The following is a 16,165-nucleotide window of genomic DNA, read 5'->3' as shown; positions in this document are numbered from 1 at the left end:
GTTTACCCTTGCGTAATTGCCGCATCATGTTGCCCCTGCGTTTGACTAACAATTTGCCTAAGACAGTTTTTATTTAGGAGTGAACAGCATGCAACGACGCACATTCAAAACCGCCCTCGGTCTGGCCCTGACTTTGGCCGCACTCAGCGTGCCGCAATTGGCAACGGCCCAAGCTTGGCCGACCAAGCAACCCATCAAGATGGTGGCGGTGTTCCCACCAGGCGGTTCTGTGGACCAAGTGGCGCGCATTTTGGCGCAGCAACTCAGTCTGCAAATTGGCCAAAGCGTGATTGTGGAAAATCGCGGTGGCGCATCGGGCGCTATTGGTACCGCGGCTGTGGCACAGGCCGCTGCTGATGGCTACACCTTCGGTGTGGTGTTTGACACCCACGGCGTGAACCCCAGCCTCAACCCGAACCTGCCGTTTGACACCAAAAAAGATCTGATTCCTTTGGTGTTGGTGGGCACATCGCCCATGGTGTTGGCGACGCATGTCAACTCTGAGTACAAAACCTTCAAAGATGTGGTGGACGCTGCCAAGGCCAAAAAGAACGTGAGCTTTGGCTCGATTGGCAATGGCAGCTTGGGCCACTTGGCCATGGCCTTGTTGGGCAAAGATGCCAACCTGGAATGGACCCACGTGCCCTATAAAGGCGGCGGTCCTTTGATGAGCGATGCCATTTCTGGCCACGTCCCTTTGTCGATTGCCTCAGTGTTTGTGACCAAGCCCCACATCGACAGCGGCCGCATGCGTCCCTTGGCTGTGACATCAAGCAAGCGCGCAGCTGATTTGCCCAATGTGCCCACCATCGCTGAAAACGGCTACCCCGGCTTTGAAGCCCCCGCTTGGTGGGCCGTGTTGGCGCCCGCCAAAACACCGGCTGACATCGTCAAGCGCATGAACGAAGAGCTCAACAAAGCTCTGAAGAACCCCGAGGTGGCTAAGAAGCTTGATGCGCAAGGCATTGACATCATGGGTGGCACGCCCGCAGTGGCCAGCGCTTTCATTGACAAGCAGATCAACGTCTGGGGCAAGGTTGTGAAAGACAACGGCATTCGCGCTGACTGATGATTCACTGGCAGCTGCTCTGAGCAGCTCTTGCTAACAAAAAAGGCCATCCTTGCGGATGGCCTTTTTTATTTGATGAATCAACGGGGTGCTTCGCCGTCGGGCGTGATTTGCAAAGCCACCAAAAAGCGCGCCACCATGTTGTAAGTGGCAATGGCGGTGGTCAGTTCCACCAGTTCCGTGGTGGTGAAGCGCGCTTGCATTGCTGCAAACAGCGCATCGTCCACCTTCACATTGCGCGTCATTTGTGCAGCGTATTGCACGACCAAACGCTCGATGTCGTTCAACGTCGCATCGGTGATGGCTTGGCAGGCGTCGCCTTGCACCACACGGTTCAAGGCATCTAGCTGGTCTTGTGTGCCGCCAGCAGTGAGGAAGTCGGGCGCATGGTGGTGGTACTCGTACTTGGCGCCGGTCAGCAAGGCCACGGTACAAATGCCCAGTTCACAAAGCTTGCGGCTGGTGGATAAGCCGGTACGCACGTTTTTCAGATGTACGTTCCAGCCGCGTGCCACGGGCTCGCTCCACAGCAGCGCGCGGTCAAGGTTCATCAGTTCACCGCCGCGACGGGCGAGGATGGCGTCGACCAAGTCTTGGGGTTGGTGTTTTTGTTCAGGGGTCCAGGCAGGAATACGCATGTGTTGTTGAGTTGGTTAAAAGTAGGCCGTGAGCATAAGCGCAAGCGTGCAAAAGCCCTGACCAATCAGCGACATCACAGTGCCCGATAATCAGCGCATGCGAATTCGCTTCACCAAAATGCAGGGCGCAGGCAACGACTTCGTGGTCTTGGACGAGACCACGCAGCGTTTGCAGCTCACGCCCGCCCACTACCGCTTTCTGGCCGATCGCCACTTTGGCGTGGGCGCAGACCAAATCTTGACCGTGCGCCCCGCGCCGCAGCCTGACGTGGACTTTGAATACGTCATCCACAACGCCGATGGCGGCGAGGTGGAGCAGTGCGGCAACGGCTCGCGCTGCTTTGTGCGCTTTGTGCGCGAGCAAGGCTTGACCGACAAAACCACCGTGCGCGTCAAAGTGCATGGCGGCGTTATTACCCTTCAAGAAATGCCAGACGGCCAAGTGACGGTAGACATGGGTGCGCCCGTGTTTGACTTGCCCCAAGTGCCGTTTGCCGCAGCGCACGCCACCGCTGTGAACGACACCACTTGGCAATTGGCCCTGAGTAATGGCGACGCCGTGAACGTGGGCGTGGTGTCCATGGGCAACCCGCACGCGGTGCAAGTGGTGGCCGATGTGGACACGGCCCCCGTGCTGGCGCAAGGCCCACTCATTGAAAACTACACTGCCTTTCCTAAGCGCGTAAACGCAGGCTTCATGCAAGTGCTCAGCCGCAATGCCGTGCGCTTGCGTGTGTTCGAGCGCGGCTCGGGTGAAACCTTGGCGTGTGGCACCGGCGCTTGTGCGGCGGTGGTCACCGGCATTCGCTGGGGCTTGCTGGATCCACGCGTGACCGTGCAAACCCACGGCGGCACACTCACCATCGAATGGCATGGCGGCGACACACCTGTGCGCATGACCGGCCCAGCCACCACCGTCTTTCAAGGCGAAATCACCATTCCGGACACCCTATGACCAATGCTGCTATGAATCCCATCACCGAAGACGACATCGCCAATTTCTTGGTGCATACGCCAGACTTCTTCGAGCGTCATGCCGAGCTGTTGTCAACTGTCAAGCTGACCAGCCCACACAACCACCGCTCGATCAGCTTGCAAGAGCGTCAAGCCGAAATGATGCGCGAGAAGATTCGTGCCCTTGAGCTGCGCATGATGGACATGATGCGCCACGGCACAGAGAACGAAGTGCTGATTGAGCGCATGCAGCGCTGGGTCAAAACCCTGTTGATGACTAGCAACGCGCGCGATTTGCCACACACCATTGCGGACCACATTCAGCATGACTTCATGGTCCCGCAAGTGGCCATCAAGGTGTGGGGCGTGCGCGAGGATTTCAAAATTGAGCCCTTCGCGCAAAGCGTGATCGACCCCATCAAAGACTTCGCCGCTTCGTTGACCACGCCCTATGTGGGCATCAACAACAACTTCGACGCCGTGCAGTGGCTGGCCGACCCCGCCGCCGCTCAGTCGGTGGCCTTCATCGCCTTGCGTGCCACGCGTCCTGAAGACACGCCACAAACCGCTGCCGAGCAACCAGTGATTGGTTTGTTGGTGTTGGCCTCACCAGACCCACAGCGCTATTACGAAGGCATGGGTACCACCATCATCGAACGCATGGGTGACTTGGCCAGCGCTGCGCTGTCACACCTGCGTTAAACACAAACATTCAAAGCACATGGACCTGGTCGCTCGCTACCTCGACCACGTTCGCTTTGAAAAGCGCTTGGCAGAGCGCACCGTCACGCTCTACAGCCTCGACCTAGAAAAACTCACCGACTACGCAGCCCTTGCCAACGTGGCGCTCGAGGCGGTGCAAAGCACACACATTCGCCGTTGGGTCTCGCACATGCACAGCGGTGGCCGCAGCGGGCGCGGCATTGCGCTCATCCTTTCGGGCTGGCGCGGGTTTTATGTGTGGCTGGGACGTCAAGGCTTGGTCACCAGCAACCCCGTGCAAGACGTGCGCGCCCCCAAAGCCCCCAAGCCCTTGCCCAAAGCCCTGAGCGTGGACGATGCCGTGCAACTGGCCGAATACCACGCTACCCCCGACGCCGCCGACCCGTGGCTAGAGTGCCGCGACGCCGCGCTGGTGGAGCTGCTGTACGGTTGCGGCCTGCGTGTGGGCGAGCTAGTAGGGCTAGACGTGCAAGCGGGCGCACAAGCCAAAGGCTGGATTGACTTTGACGGCGGCGAAGCTCACGTGCTGGGCAAAGGCAGCAAACGCCGCAGCGTGCCCGTGGGCGGCAAAGCGCTAGAAGCCATGCAAGCGTGGGTGGCAGTGCGCGACCAAGGCCTCACACCCGCCACTGCCGAACAAACTGCGATGTTCATTGGCCGCAATGGCACACGCCTGACCGCGCAAGCCGTGTGGCAGCGCTTGCGTCAGCGCAGTTTGAAAGCGGGCTTGTCTACGCCCGTGCACCCACACATGCTGCGCCACTCCTTTGCCAGTCATGTGCTGCAGTCGAGCCAAGATTTACGTGGGGTGCAAGAGCTACTGGGTCACGCCAACATCACCACCACGCAGGTGTACACGCGGTTGGACTTTCAGCACTTGGCGCAGGCTTATGACTCGGCGCATCCTCGGGCTCGGAAGAAGTAACGCCTCTTTGAAGTTGCTCCGGCCCAAGTCAGGGGTGGGGCAGGCGCATCGGCTCATGCGTCGCTGCGCGCCAAAATCGCCTCAACGCCTACCCCACCCCTGACTTTGGCCTTGTTGGCTTGCCAACATTGGCCTGCGTGACGCTTCGCAGTCTTTTATGCGGAGTGGTTTTCTAAACGGCCATCTCTACCGGTACGCGACGTGGCGAAGCGAAATAAACAGCAAAGCACAAGGCAAACCCCCAACGACTCAAACGACAATCGAGTCAATGAAAACAATCAAGCTAAGAGAAGGCAAAGAGCGTTCTGCGCTGCGCCGCCACCCGTGGATTTTTGACGGTGCCATTGCCAAAGGCAGTGGCGATGCGGGCGAGACCGTGCGCGTGGAGTCGAACGACGGCCAGTTCCTTGGCTGGGCTTCGTTCAGCCCCGAATCAAAAATTCGCGCGCGCATTTGGAGTTTTGACGAAGGCCAGCGCATTGATGCCTCGTTCTTCAAAACCTCTATCGCCCGCGCCATTGCAGCGCGCAGCCGTTTTGACATTCAAAGCAATGGTGTGCGTTTGATTCACGGCGAGTCCGATGGTTTGCCTGGCCTGATCGTGGACCGTTATGACGACATCTTGGTGGCGTCGTTTCTCTCGTGCGGCACCGAGCGCTGGAAGTCTGTGATTGCCGACGAGTTGCTGGCCCAAACCGGCCTCACCAAACTCTACGAACGCTCAGACTCGAATGTGCGCAAGCTTGAAGGTTTGCCCGAAGTCACAGGCTGGCTGCGTGGTGAGGGTGCTACAGGCGTGGTGCTGCGTGAGCACGATTGGCAGTTGTCACTCGACGTGGCTGAGGGCCACAAGACAGGTTTTTATTTAGACCAGCGCGACAGCCGCAAGAAGTTTGCTGACTACGCCAAGCGCTTGCAGTTTCAGCGCGTGCTCAATTGCTATTGCTACACAGGCGGTTTCACCGTGGCCGCTTTGGCTGGCGGTGCAGCGCATGTGACGTCGATCGACTCGTCTGGCCCCGCGATCGAGCTGGCCAAAGCCAACGTGGCGCTGAACGGCTTTGACGCCGCACGCACCACCATGATGGATGCCGATGTGAACGCGTCGTTGCGTCAGTTCATTCAAGAAGGCCGCACGTTTGACGCCATCGTGCTCGACCCACCGAAGTTTGCGCCGTCTGCCGCGCACGCTGACCGCGCGGCGCGTGCTTACAAAGACATCAACCGTTTGGCGTTCAAGCTGTTAGAGCCGGGCGGTGTGTTGTTCACCTACAGTTGCTCGGGCGGTATCAGTGCCGATTTGTTCCACAAAATCATTGCCTCAGCCGGTATTGATGCGCCGTGTGATGGCTACATCAGCGAGCGCATGCAAGGCGCGCCAGATCATCCGATGACGCTGACCTTTCCCGAGGGCGAATACCTCAAGGGGCTGGTGGTTGTGAAAGCGGCTGATCTGCTTGAAAAGGCTGGCTCGGCGACAATAGCCAGTTGATTGAAACGTTCAGAAATAAGGCTTCTCTTTTATGTTGATCCCCGCCACCATCCTGACCGGCTTTTTGGGCTCGGGCAAAACCACCTTGCTCAAGCGCGTGCTGACCGAGGCCCACGGCCAAAAAATTGCCATCATCGAAAACGAGTTTGGCGAAGAAAACATCGACAACGAAATCTTGGTGTCTGACACCAACGAGCAAATCATCCAGATGAACAACGGCTGCGTGTGCTGCTCCATCCGAGAAGATTTGCGCACCACGCTGCAACTGCTGGCCGCTAAAAAGCGCAAAGGTCTGTTGGACTTTGACCGCGTGGTGATTGAAACCACGGGCCTCGCTGACCCTGGCCCTGTGGCGCAAACCTTTTTTATGGACGATGAGATTGCCGAGAGCTTTTTGCTTGACTCCATCTTGACCTTGGTGGACGCCAAGCACGCGGCCCAGCAGCTGAACGATCGCCAAGAGGCCCGCCGCCAAGTGGGCTTTGCCGACCAGATCTTCATCAGCAAGGCCGACCTCGTGACGCCCGCTGAGTTGGATGCTTTGCAGCACCGTCTGAAGCACATGAACCCACGCGCCCCACAAAAAGTGGCGCATTTCGGTGACGTGTCCTTGAGCGAGGTGTTTGACCTGCGTGGTTTCAACCTGAACGCCAAGCTCGACATCGACCCTGACTTCTTGTCGGACGACGACCATCACCACCACGATGGCGAGCACTGCGACCACCCCTCGCACAAGCATGGCCATTCTCATGACCATGGCCATGACCATGGCCACGAGCACGGTGAGCACTGCGACCATCCTTCACACGCGCATGAGCATGATCACGGCCCAGGCCACCATCACCACCACGATGACGACGTGAAGAGCTTTGTCTACAAATCCAAGCGCCAGTTCGATCCTGCCAAGCTGGAAGACTTCCTTGGCGCCATCGTCAACATCTACGGCCCCAAGATGCTGCGTTACAAAGGCGTGCTCAATATGAAGGGCACCGAAAAGAAGGTGATCTTCCAAGGCGTGCACCAGTTGATGGGCAGCGATTTAGGCCCTGATTGGGCTGAAGGTGAAGAGCGCATCAGCAAGATGGTGTTCATTGGTATTGACTTGCCCAAGGACATCCTGATCCAAGGTCTTGATCAGTCCTTGGTTTGATTAATTTTGTTAGTTTTTTCCAATTTGATAAAGCCTTGGGGTTTGTGGCTACAATCCCGCGCGCCAGACCCTGCCAGCACACCCGTGCTGACTGGGGCAGCCAGGAGACCCACAGTGAACGCTAAATCCAAGAAAACCGCTTCTAAAAAGCCTGTTCCCGCTAAAAAAGCGGCTAAAACAGCGGCAACGCCCAAAGCGGTTGCGAAGAAGATCGTGAAAAAACCTGTGGTGGCCAAGGCCCCCGCTAAGTCTGCCAAGCCTGTGGCTAAAAAAGCTGCGCCAGTCAAAGCTGCTGCTAAGAAGGTGGTTGCTAAAAAAGCGCCGGCCAAAAAGCCTGTAGCTTCAAAAGCAGCACCTAAAAAGGTGGTCGCTAAGAAGGCCGCGGCTCCTGCTAAAAAAGCAGTGGCTACGAAAGCGCCTGTCAAAGTCGTGAAGGCACCAGCCAAGGCGGTTAAGGCTCCTGCAAAAGCAGTCAAAGCCCCAGCCAAGGCAGCAGTCAAGGCAAAAACACCTGTCAAAGCAGCAGCTAAACCTGTAGCAAATAAAGCCGCGGCGAAGCCGGTTGCGAAAGTGGCCCCAAAAGCCGCATCCAACGCTGCTCCTAAAACAGCTCCAAAAGCAGCAGCGAAGCCGGCAGTGAAAGCTGCACCCGCCAAGAAAGCGCCTGCTGCAAAACCAGCACCGGCCAAAGCCGCCAAGCCTGTTGTGGCTAAGGCTGCAAAGCCTACCAAGGAAACTAAAGTCAAAGTGGTGGCCGCACCTGCACCTATCGTGCATGTGACCCCCATCATTCCTGGCTACACCCCCGTGGTGCACAAGAAAAACTCCAGAGCAGCCAAGATGGCCGCTTTGGTTCCACCCCCGCCAGCTCAAGTGGTTGCGTCCAACGCAGCCAAGAACAGCTTTATGCCGATGACGGCACCCTCCGCTCCAACCATTGTTCCCGTGATACCTAAAAAAGACGCCAAGCTCGCTAATAACTGGAAGACCAAAACGGCCGACCAACTGACCGATGCAGAAATCATCGCCATGCCCGACAGCGAGTACATGAATGACATTCAAATGGCATTCTTCCGACTCAAGCTCGTGCAGTTGAAAAACGAAGTGCTGAGCAATGCCAGTGAAACCACTGAACATTTGCGTGAAGACACCGTGGTGGTACCCGATCCAGCCGACCGCGCCACCATCGAAGAAGAGCACGCACTCGAATTGCGTACACGTGACCGTGAACGCAAGCTGCTCAAGAAGATTGAGCAGTCCATCCAGCGCATTGACAGTGGTGACTATGGTTACTGTGACGAAACTGGCGAAGCCATCGGTGTAGGCCGTTTGTTGGCTCGTCCAACCGCCAGTTTGTCGCTTGAAGCGCAAGAACGTCGCGAAATTAAGCAGCGCATGTTCGGAGATTGATGGCCAAAACGCCAAAAATCATCAAAAAGCAGGTCTCTGGGCCTGCTTTTTTTACGTCCCTTTCTCTTCATAAGCCACTTTTAGTGCGCTTGCTAAGTGCTTCATTTATAACGATTTTTGGTCCTGGATATGGATGTTAAAATCGCTGTAAGTTGTTGATTTCATTGAAAAAATTACTAATTCGGGTGTTCTGAACTGGTTTTCCTGCTACAGTGCAAATAAGTGCAATTAAGTGGTGAAAAGTGCCTTTCGTGCTTTTGCCGCTGGTTGTTTTGTTTATTTGTCCGTGGAAAAAGGGTCGCCAACGTGTTTCAGGGCGCTTCATCGCTGAGTCTCGACGCCAAAGGTCGTCTGTCGGTGCCAACCAGGCATCGCGACGTCTTGAGCGCGACTGCGGCTGGGCAGCTCACGATCACACGTCACCCCCACGGCTGCTTGATGATTTTTCCACGCACCGAGTGGGAGAAGTTCCGCGAACGCATTGCCTCTTTGCCGATGAGTGCGCAATGGTGGAAACGTATCTTCTTGGGCAATGCGATGGATGTAGAGATGGACGGCACAGGCCGTGTCCTTATCTCCCCCGAACTGCGCACCGCAGCGGGTATCAGCAAAGACACCATGCTGCTCGGTATGGGTAACCACTTTGAACTTTGGGACAAGGCGACTTACGAGGCGCAAGAGGCCCAAGCCATGCAGGGCGACATGCCCGATGTGTTCAAGGAATTTTCTTTTTAAAGGATGACGGTGGACACGCCCTGGCAGCACACCACCGTCCTACTCAGCGAAGCTGTCGACGCTCTCGACATCAAGCCGGACGGTACCTACGTAGACGCGACCTTTGGTCGTGGTGGGCACTCCCGCCTCATCTTGTCCAGGCTCTCGCCCCAAGGCCGTTTGATTGCATTCGACAAAGACCTCGATGCGATAGCGGCGGCGGAACAAATTCAAGACCCGCGTTTTTCGATTCGTCACCAAGGCTTCACGCATTTGGGCGAGTTGGACGCGGGCTCGATCGACGGCGTGTTGATGGATTTGGGGGTGAGCTCACCCCAGATCGACAACCCAGCACGCGGTTTCTCCTTTCGAAACGACGGTCCTTTGGACATGCGCATGGACACCACCCGTGGCCAAAGCGTGTCCGAGTGGCTGGCCGAGGCGGAAATTCAACACATCGCGGAGGTGATACGTGAATATGGCGAAGAACGGTTTGCTTTACAGATTGCAAAGGCGATTGATGCTCGCCGACAAGAACGGGGCGTGCCTACATCCACCTCTGAACTGGCCCAGCTCGTGGCTGACACGGTCAAAACCCGCGAGCCGGGCAAGGACCCTGCAACGCGCACATTTCAGGCTTTTCGGATTTTCATCAATGCCGAGCTTGAGGAGTTGCAACAAGCGTTAAGCGCGTCGTTGCAAGTTCTGCGCCCCAGAGGTCGATTGGCTGTGATCAGTTTCCATTCCTTGGAAGACCGCATCGTCAAACAGTTCATCACGCAGCATTCACGTGAGGTGTATGACCGCCGTGCGCCGTTTGCGGCTCCTAAGGTGATGGACTTCAAAGCGATTGATCGCATCAAGCCCAGCGCTGACGAAGTGGCGGGTAATCCGCGCTCACGCAGCGCCATCATGCGCGTGGCTGAGCGCTTGGGAGCGACCGAATGAGTCGCGTGAGCTTGCTTTTGCTGATCGCTGTGATGGCGAGCGCGCTGTACTTGGTGCGCACGCAATACGAGTCGCGTTCACTCACCACCGAGATTGACCGTGCCACCAGTTTGGCGCGCAACCTAGAAACAGAAAACGACCGCTTGGATGTGGAGCGCCGTGCGCAAGCCACGCCACTGCGTGTTGAGAAATTAGCGCGTGAGCAATTGCACATGCGCACCATCACACCTGCCATCACGCAATACGCCACCGTGCCAGGTGGCGCTGCTGCATCGGCACCTGCGGAGGTTCGCCCATGAGCAGCCGCAGCGTGCAATACACCTCTAGCCCCTTGCTTGCCAGTAAGACGCCCATCTGGCGCAGCCAGTTCATCGTGGCAGTCATTGCGGCGGGCTTCTTAGGTTTGGTGGCGCGCGCTGCGTACGTCCAGGTGATTGACAACGCGTTCTTCAAACGTCAAGGCACCGTGCGTTTTGTGCGCACCTTGGATTTGCCTGCCAACCGTGGTCGCATCTTGGACCGCCACGGCAACATCTTGGCGTCTAGCGTGCCTGTGCCCAGCATTTGGGCCAACCCAGAAGACATCGAGCGCGATCCCGCCAAGCTCAAAGCCTTGGCGAAATTGTTGGGCATGAGCACCGCAGACCTAGACAAAAAGCTGCAAGACGAAGACAAAACCTTTGTGTGGCTCAAGCGTCAGGTGGACGAGTCGGTGGCCAAAGACATTACCGCGCTCAAGATCAAAGGCGTGTACGACCGCAAAGAGTACAAGCGCATTTACCCAGAGGGTGAGTCGGTGGCGCACGTGGTTGGCTTCACCAACGTGGAGAACTTGGGTCAAGAAGGCGTGGAGCTGACCTTCAACAAAGATTTGGGTGGCAAAGCCGGTTCGCGTCGCGTCATCAAAGACCGTTTGGGTCGCGTGGTGGAAGACATCGGCGAAATGGTGCCGCCTGTAGATGGTCGAGATTTGCAACTGAGCATCGACAGCAAGGTGCAGTACTTTGCTTACGAAAAAATCAAAGAGTCTGTGGTCACCAACAAAGCTGTTGCAGGCAGTGTGGTGGTGCTCGACATCAAGACGGGCGAGGTGTTGGCCTTGGTCAACTACCCCAGCTACTCACCGGGGAAACGAGGGAGCTTGAGTGGTGCGCAACTACGCAACCGAGCCCTCACCGATACGTTTGAACCAGGATCCACCATGAAACCGCTCGTGGTGGGTTTGGCTTTGGAGAAGGGCATTGTCAAGCCTGAGACCTTGATTCAAACCGCGCCCGGCAAACTGCAAATGGGTACTGCCACCATCACCGATGCGCACCCGCACGGTGTGTTGAGCGTGAATGAAATCATTCAAAAGTCCAGCAACGTGGGCACGGTCAAGATTGCCATGCAAATGCAGCCCCACGACATGTGGGAAGTGTTCACACAAATGGGTTTGGGACAAAAGCCTCAGGTGCCCTTTCCTGGTGCAGTGGCTGGCAAGGTACGCGCATATAAAACATGGCGTCCGATTGAGCAGGCCACCATGAGCTATGGCTACGGTTTGTCCACCAGTTTGTTTCAGCTGGCGCAGGCCTACACCGTGTTTGCGCATGACGGCGAAATGGTGCCCATGAGCTTGGTGAAAACCAACCAAGCGCAAGTCAATGGCGCGCGCGTGTTTTCATCGCACAACGCTGCTGCCATTCGCAACATGCTGCATATGGTGACCATCCAAGGTGGCACAGCGCCCAAGGCGCAAACCATGGGTTACTCGGTGGGTGGAAAAACCGGTACGGCCCACAAGGTTGAAGGCAAGGGCTACGCCAGCAAAAAATACCGCGGCTTCTTTGTCGGCATCGCGCCCATTGACAACCCACGCATCGTGGTGGCCGTGATGGTGGATGAACCCACCGGCGGCGCTTACTTTGGTGGCGATGTGGCTGCTCCTGTATTCAGCCAAACCGTGCAACAAACTTTGCGCATGATGGGCGTGCAGCCCGACATGGCGGTCAAACCCCAAGTGGTGACCAAGGTTGAGAAGGAGTCGTTTTGATGAAACGACTGCATAACCCCCAAGACGCCGCACAGTGGCTGCGCACCCAAGTGCGTGGTGTGTTGCACACCGACAGCCGTCGCGTGGGTGCAGGCGATGGCTTCATCGCGTGGCCGGGTGGTGTGACAGATGGCCGTCAGTTTGTGGCTTCTGCTGTGAAGCAAGGTGCCACCGCTTGTGTGGTCGAGCATTCGGGTGCTGAAAACTTTGCTTGGGATGAGAGCGACGCCATCGCCACCTACGACGGTCTCAAAGCTGCCAGCGGCTTGATTGCTGCAGCGTATTACGGACAACCCAGCCAAGAGCTGGACGTGGTGGCCATCACAGGGACCAATGGCAAAACATCCACCGCATGGTGGTTGGCGCACGCGCTGCAAAACGCAGGCAAGCGCTGCGCCATCGTGGGCACCTTGGGTGTGGGTGAAGTAGGGCAGCTCGAAGTGACAGGCATGACCACACCCGACCCCGTGTTGCTGCAAGCGCGTTTGCGCGACATGGCAGATGCGGGTGTGAAGGCTTGCGCCATTGAAGCCTCGTCGATTGGCTTGGCTGAACACCGCTTAGACGGCACACAGGTGCGTGTGGCCCTGTTCACCAATTTCACGCAAGACCATTTGGACTACCACGGTGACATGGTCAGCTACTGGCAAGCCAAGTTGGCCTTGTTCAGTTGGGCGGGTTTGCAAGCTGCAGTGGTGAATGTGGACGATGCACAAGGTGCGGCTTTGGCTGTGCAATTGAAAGCCCGTGGTGACTTGCGCGTGTGGACCATTTCGCGTGACCTTCATTCAGGCAGTGATGAAGTCGCAAGCAAAGGCGCATCCGCGCAACACATCATGGCGCGCAACATCCAGCACCGCTCTATGGGCGTGTGTTTTGACGTAGTCGAGGGTGATGAAGTTCATGCGCTTGATACGCAGTTGGTTGGCAATTACAACGTGAGCAATGTGTTGGGCGTCATCGCCTGTTTGCGCGCTTTGGGTGACAGCTTGGCCGATGCCGTGCAAGCCTGTCGCGAGTTACCTGCTGTGCCAGGTCGCATGCAAACCGTGGGTGCGGTTGGTGAGCCTTTGGTGGTGATTGACTATGCGCATACGCCCGATGCCGTCGCGCAAGCGGTGCAAGCCTTGTTGCCACTGGCGCAGTCGCGCGGTGGTGAGTTGACCTGTGTCTTGGGCTGCGGTGGTGACCGCGATGCCGCCAAGCGTCCCTTGATGGCCGCAGCTGCCGAGCAATACGCGCAGCATGTGGTGCTGACCAGCGACAACCCGCGCAGCGAAGATCCGCAAACCATTTTGAATCACATGCTCACTGGCTTGCACAACGCAGCTAATACCAAAGTGATTGCTGACCGTGCACTAGCCATTGCACAAACCGTCCAACACGCGCGCGCGCAAGACGTGGTGTTGGTGGCTGGTAAAGGTCACGAGAATTACCAAGAAATTTCAGGCGTCAAACATCCGTTCAGTGACGTGCAGCACGCACGTGATGCTTTGCAACAAAGGAGGGCGCATGTCTGACATGAACCTCAGTTTGACGCAAATCAGCCAATGGCTCAGTGCAGCGCAGTTGCATGGTGATGGCAGCTTGACGATTCAACGCGTGAACACCGATAGCCGTACCTGCCAAGTGGGCGACTTGTTTGTCGCCTTGAAAGGTGAGCGATTCGATGCTAATGACTTCTTGTCGCAAGTCGCTGCCAGCGGCGCCACGGCTGCTTTGGCTGAGCGTGGTTTAGACGCAGCCAAGTTAGCTGGTGTGCAAGTGCCAGACACACGCATGGCTTTGGGTCAATTGGCCAAAGGCTGGCGCAGTCAATTCAACTTGCCCGTGATTGCCGTCACGGGCAGCAACGGCAAAACCACCGTCACACAAATGATTGCCAGCATCTTGCGTGCGGGCTTTGGCGACGACGCATTGGCCACGCAAGGCAATTTGAACAACGACATTGGCGTGCCGCAAACCCTGCTGCGCCTGCGTGCGCATCACCGCAGTGCGGTGGTGGAGTTGGGCATGAACCATCCTGGCGAAATCGCAGGTTTGGCCGATATGACGCAAGCCACCGTGGCATTGGTCAACAACGCCCAGCGCGAACACCAAGAGTACATGGCGACCGTCGAGGCGGTGGCGCAAGAAAACGGCGAAGCCATCAAGGCCTTGCCTGCACACGGTGTAGCCGTATTCCCCGAGCATGACGCCTACAGCGCGTTGTGGCAAAGCTTGGCAGGCAAGCGTGCTTGCATGCGTTTCTCCATGAGCGCCGACACAGTTGACAAGGCAGAAGTGCAGTTGCTCAAAGCCGATTGGTTGAACGACCACTGGGCCGTGGAAGCGCAAACACCCGCAGGTGTGTTGCGCACGCAGCTGCACATCGCAGGTCGTCACAACGTGGGCAATGCACTGGCAGCCACCGCCTGTGCGTTGGCGGCAGGCGTGTCACTCGATGTGATTGCACAAGGTCTGAACAGTTTTGAGCCTGTCAAAGGCCGCTCTCGCGCATTTGGCATTCAGTGCCAAGGTCGCGACATCACCGTGGTGGATGACACCTACAACGCCAATCCCGATTCTGTGCGTGCCGCCATCGATGTGCTGGCCGAATTGCCTGCACCACGTTTGTTGGTGTTGGGCGACATGGGCGAGGTGGGTACGCAAGGCCCCGAGTTCCACCAAGAGATGGGCATCCACGCTGCACAAATGGGCATTGACCATGTGCTGTGTTTGGGTGACTTGGCTGCACACACAGCCACAGCCTGCGGTGCGAATGCACAGCACATGAAAGACATTGATGCATTGAATGAGCGCGTGATTCAACAGTTGCCACAACTCGGCAGCGTGTTGGTCAAAGGCTCACGCTTCATGAAGATGGAGCGCGTGATTGAGGCCATCAACGCCTGTCACGACCACAACAAAAAGGAAACGACGCCATGCTGCTGACCTTAGCCCAATGGCTGCAAACCCTCTCGCCAGAATTTGGTTTCTTCCGCGTGTTTCAGTACCTCACGTTCCGTGCGGTGATGGCTGCGTTGACGGCATTGCTGATTGGTTTGATTGCCGGTCCTTTTGTGATTCGTCGCTTGGCTGCCTTGAAGATTGGTCAACCCATCCGCGAATACGCCATGCAATCGCATTTGGCCAAGAGCGGTACGCCCACCATGGGCGGTGTGTTGATTTTGATTGGCATCGCCGTGTCAACCTTGCTGTGGGCTGATTTGTCGAATCGCTTTGTGTGGATCGTGATGATCGTCACCTTTGGTTTTGGTGCCATTGGTTGGGTGGATGACTGGCGCAAGGTGGTGAACAAAGACCCAGAAGGCATGCGTTCACGCGAGAAATACATGTGGCAATCCATCATTGGTTTGGTGGCGGCTTTGTATTTGGTGTTCAGCATTTCCGAGAGCAACAACCTGCGCGTGGTTGAGTTGTTTTACTCATGGGTGAAGTCAGGTTTTGATGTGAACTTGCCACCCAAAGCAGGTTTGCTGTTGCCCTTCATCAAAGAAGTGAGCTACCCACTGGGCGTGTTCGGTTTCGTCATCATGACCTACTTGGTCATCGTGGGCTCTAGCAACGCGGTGAACTTGACTGATGGTTTGGATGGCTTGGCCATCATGCCGGTGGTCATGGTGGGCTCGGCATTGGGCGTTTTTGCCTATGTGACGGGCAGCTCGGTGTATTCCAAATACCTGTTGTTCCCCTACATCCCAGGCTCAGGCGAGTTGATGATTTTCTGTGCCGCCATGGCCGGTGCAGGCTTGGCGTTTTTGTGGTTCAACACCCACCCCGCGCAAGTGTTCATGGGTGACGTGGGTGCGCTTGCTTTGGGTGGTGCGCTCGGCACGATTGCGGTGATCGTGCGTCAAGAAATTGTGCTGGCCATCATGGGCGGCATCTTTGTGGTGGAAGCCTTGTCGGTCATGTTGCAAGTGACGTACTTCAAGTACACCAAAAAGAAATATGGCGAAGGTCGCCGCATTTTGAAGATGGCGCCTTTGCATCACCACTTCGAGAAGAGCGGCTGGAAAGAAACCCAAGTCGTCGTGCGTTTTTGGATCATCACCATGCTGCTGTGCTTGGTGGGTCTGTCGACTTTGAAGCTGAGATAAGACG

At 56.8% G+C, this 16,165-nt stretch carries 16 protein-coding genes; 14 read left to right on the top strand and 2 right to left on the bottom strand.

What is annotated here, in order from left to right; translation table 11 throughout:
- Window positions 1-88: 88 nt before the first annotated feature.
- Entirely contained in the window at window positions 89-1,069 is a 981-nt protein-coding gene (locus tag C5F52_RS01570; protein ID WP_104796571.1) for a tripartite tricarboxylate transporter substrate binding protein, read from the top strand.
- 80 nt (window positions 1,070-1,149) lie between these two features.
- Here the strand turns inward: C5F52_RS01570 and C5F52_RS01565 are convergent, their stop codons facing one another.
- Complete coding sequence (locus tag C5F52_RS01565; RefSeq protein WP_104796570.1) at window positions 1,150-1,707, bottom strand: carboxymuconolactone decarboxylase family protein; 558 nt, start codon at window positions 1,705-1,707, stop codon at window positions 1,150-1,152.
- Window positions 1,708-1,804: 97 nt separating this feature from the next.
- Between C5F52_RS01565 and dapF the strand changes: the two genes are divergently transcribed.
- From dapF to C5F52_RS01540, 5 genes are all read left to right on the top strand, one after another.
- The gene (gene dapF, locus C5F52_RS01560; protein WP_104796569.1) at window positions 1,805-2,662 is read left to right on the top strand and encodes a diaminopimelate epimerase; all 858 of its coding nucleotides are present in this window, start codon (window positions 1,805-1,807) and stop codon (window positions 2,660-2,662) included.
- 11 nt (window positions 2,663-2,673) lie between these two features.
- Window positions 2,674-3,363: a DUF484 family protein gene (locus C5F52_RS01555; RefSeq protein WP_236657680.1), complete on the top strand. Its 690-nt coding sequence runs from the start codon at window positions 2,674-2,676 to the stop codon at window positions 3,361-3,363.
- A gap of 19 nt (window positions 3,364-3,382) precedes the next feature.
- Complete coding sequence (locus tag C5F52_RS01550; protein WP_104796567.1) at window positions 3,383-4,309, top strand: tyrosine recombinase XerC; 927 nt, start codon at window positions 3,383-3,385, stop codon at window positions 4,307-4,309.
- Between the two features lie 268 nt (window positions 4,310-4,577).
- Window positions 4,578-5,801 carry a class I SAM-dependent rRNA methyltransferase gene (locus C5F52_RS01545; RefSeq protein ID WP_104796566.1) on the top strand — a complete coding sequence of 408 codons (1,224 nt, stop codon included), beginning with the start codon at window positions 4,578-4,580 and terminating at the stop codon, window positions 5,799-5,801.
- A gap of 31 nt (window positions 5,802-5,832) precedes the next feature.
- Window positions 5,833-6,951 carry a GTP-binding protein gene (locus C5F52_RS01540; RefSeq protein WP_104796565.1) on the top strand — a complete coding sequence of 373 codons (1,119 nt, stop codon included), beginning with the start codon at window positions 5,833-5,835 and terminating at the stop codon, window positions 6,949-6,951.
- On the opposite strand, the gene C5F52_RS30160 is transcribed toward C5F52_RS01540, so the two are convergent.
- Window positions 6,936-7,607: a hypothetical protein gene (locus tag C5F52_RS30160; RefSeq protein ID WP_236657731.1), complete on the bottom strand. Its 672-nt coding sequence runs from the start codon at window positions 7,605-7,607 to the stop codon at window positions 6,936-6,938. The two genes, C5F52_RS01540 and C5F52_RS30160, sit on opposite strands and share 16 nt — an antisense overlap.
- Here C5F52_RS30160 and dksA point away from each other — a divergent pair.
- The 8 genes from dksA (at window position 7,588) to mraY (ending at window position 16,161) form a co-directional block, all read left to right on the top strand.
- A complete protein-coding gene (dksA, locus tag C5F52_RS29995; protein WP_369951836.1) occupies window positions 7,588-8,361 on the top strand; it encodes an RNA polymerase-binding protein DksA in 774 nt (257 codons plus the stop codon). The two genes, C5F52_RS30160 and dksA, sit on opposite strands and share 20 nt — an antisense overlap.
- Window positions 8,362-8,667: 306 nt before the next feature.
- Window positions 8,668-9,096 carry a division/cell wall cluster transcriptional repressor MraZ gene (gene mraZ, locus C5F52_RS01525; RefSeq protein WP_104796564.1) on the top strand — a complete coding sequence of 143 codons (429 nt, stop codon included), beginning with the start codon at window positions 8,668-8,670 and terminating at the stop codon, window positions 9,094-9,096.
- Between the two features lie 9 nt (window positions 9,097-9,105).
- Window positions 9,106-10,023 (top strand): 16S rRNA (cytosine(1402)-N(4))-methyltransferase RsmH, encoded by a 918-nt coding sequence (gene rsmH, locus C5F52_RS01520; RefSeq protein ID WP_104797117.1) that lies wholly within the window; start codon window positions 9,106-9,108, stop codon window positions 10,021-10,023.
- A complete protein-coding gene (gene ftsL, locus C5F52_RS01515) occupies window positions 10,020-10,322 on the top strand; it encodes a cell division protein FtsL (protein ID WP_104796563.1) in 303 nt (100 codons plus the stop codon). The genes rsmH and ftsL overlap by 4 nt, the downstream gene beginning before the upstream one ends.
- Window positions 10,319-12,058, top strand: a complete 1,740-nt coding sequence (locus C5F52_RS01510; protein WP_104796562.1) for a penicillin-binding protein 2 — start codon at window positions 10,319-10,321, stop codon at window positions 12,056-12,058. Before ftsL ends, C5F52_RS01510 begins: the two co-directional genes overlap by 4 nt.
- On the top strand, window positions 12,058-13,578 hold the full coding sequence (locus tag C5F52_RS01505; protein WP_104796561.1) for a UDP-N-acetylmuramoyl-L-alanyl-D-glutamate--2,6-diaminopimelate ligase: 1,521 nt from the start codon (window positions 12,058-12,060) through the stop codon (window positions 13,576-13,578). The genes C5F52_RS01510 and C5F52_RS01505 overlap by 1 nt, the downstream gene beginning before the upstream one ends.
- Window positions 13,571-14,992 carry a UDP-N-acetylmuramoyl-tripeptide--D-alanyl-D-alanine ligase gene (gene murF, locus C5F52_RS01500; protein ID WP_104796560.1) on the top strand — a complete coding sequence of 474 codons (1,422 nt, stop codon included), beginning with the start codon at window positions 13,571-13,573 and terminating at the stop codon, window positions 14,990-14,992. Before C5F52_RS01505 ends, murF begins: the two co-directional genes overlap by 8 nt.
- On the top strand, window positions 14,983-16,161 hold the full coding sequence (gene mraY, locus C5F52_RS01495) for a phospho-N-acetylmuramoyl-pentapeptide-transferase (RefSeq protein WP_104796559.1): 1,179 nt from the start codon (window positions 14,983-14,985) through the stop codon (window positions 16,159-16,161). The genes murF and mraY overlap by 10 nt, the downstream gene beginning before the upstream one ends.
- Window positions 16,162-16,165 lie beyond the last annotated feature (4 nt).

The organism is Limnohabitans sp. TS-CS-82 (genome assembly GCF_002943475.1).
Note: the sequence above shows the minus strand (reverse complement) of the source record. Positions and strands in the feature narration are given on the sequence as shown.

Excerpts from the sequence above, each read along its gene's own strand:
- C5F52_RS01505 (WP_104796561.1), top strand. The coding sequence starts at position 12,058 with ATGAAACGACTGCATAACCCCCAAGACGCCGCACAGTGGCTGCGCACC.
- C5F52_RS01550 (WP_104796567.1), top strand. The coding sequence starts at position 3,383 with ATGGACCTGGTCGCTCGCTACCTCGACCACGTTCGCTTTGAAAAGCGC.
- dapF (WP_104796569.1), top strand. The coding sequence starts at position 1,805 with ATGCGAATTCGCTTCACCAAAATGCAGGGCGCAGGCAACGACTTCGTG.
- murF (WP_104796560.1), top strand. The coding sequence starts at position 13,571 with ATGTCTGACATGAACCTCAGTTTGACGCAAATCAGCCAATGGCTCAGT.
- mraY (WP_104796559.1), top strand. The coding sequence starts at position 14,983 with ATGCTGCTGACCTTAGCCCAATGGCTGCAAACCCTCTCGCCAGAATTT.
- C5F52_RS01555 (WP_236657680.1), top strand. The coding sequence starts at position 2,674 with ATGAATCCCATCACCGAAGACGACATCGCCAATTTCTTGGTGCATACG.
- C5F52_RS01545 (WP_104796566.1), top strand. The coding sequence starts at position 4,578 with ATGAAAACAATCAAGCTAAGAGAAGGCAAAGAGCGTTCTGCGCTGCGC.
- ftsL (WP_104796563.1), top strand. The coding sequence starts at position 10,020 with ATGAGTCGCGTGAGCTTGCTTTTGCTGATCGCTGTGATGGCGAGCGCG.
- C5F52_RS01565 (WP_104796570.1), bottom strand. The coding sequence starts at position 1,707 with ATGCGTATTCCTGCCTGGACCCCTGAACAAAAACACCAACCCCAAGAC.
- C5F52_RS01510 (WP_104796562.1), top strand. The coding sequence starts at position 10,319 with ATGAGCAGCCGCAGCGTGCAATACACCTCTAGCCCCTTGCTTGCCAGT.
- C5F52_RS01570 (WP_104796571.1), top strand. The coding sequence starts at position 89 with ATGCAACGACGCACATTCAAAACCGCCCTCGGTCTGGCCCTGACTTTG.
- C5F52_RS01540 (WP_104796565.1), top strand. The coding sequence starts at position 5,833 with ATGTTGATCCCCGCCACCATCCTGACCGGCTTTTTGGGCTCGGGCAAA.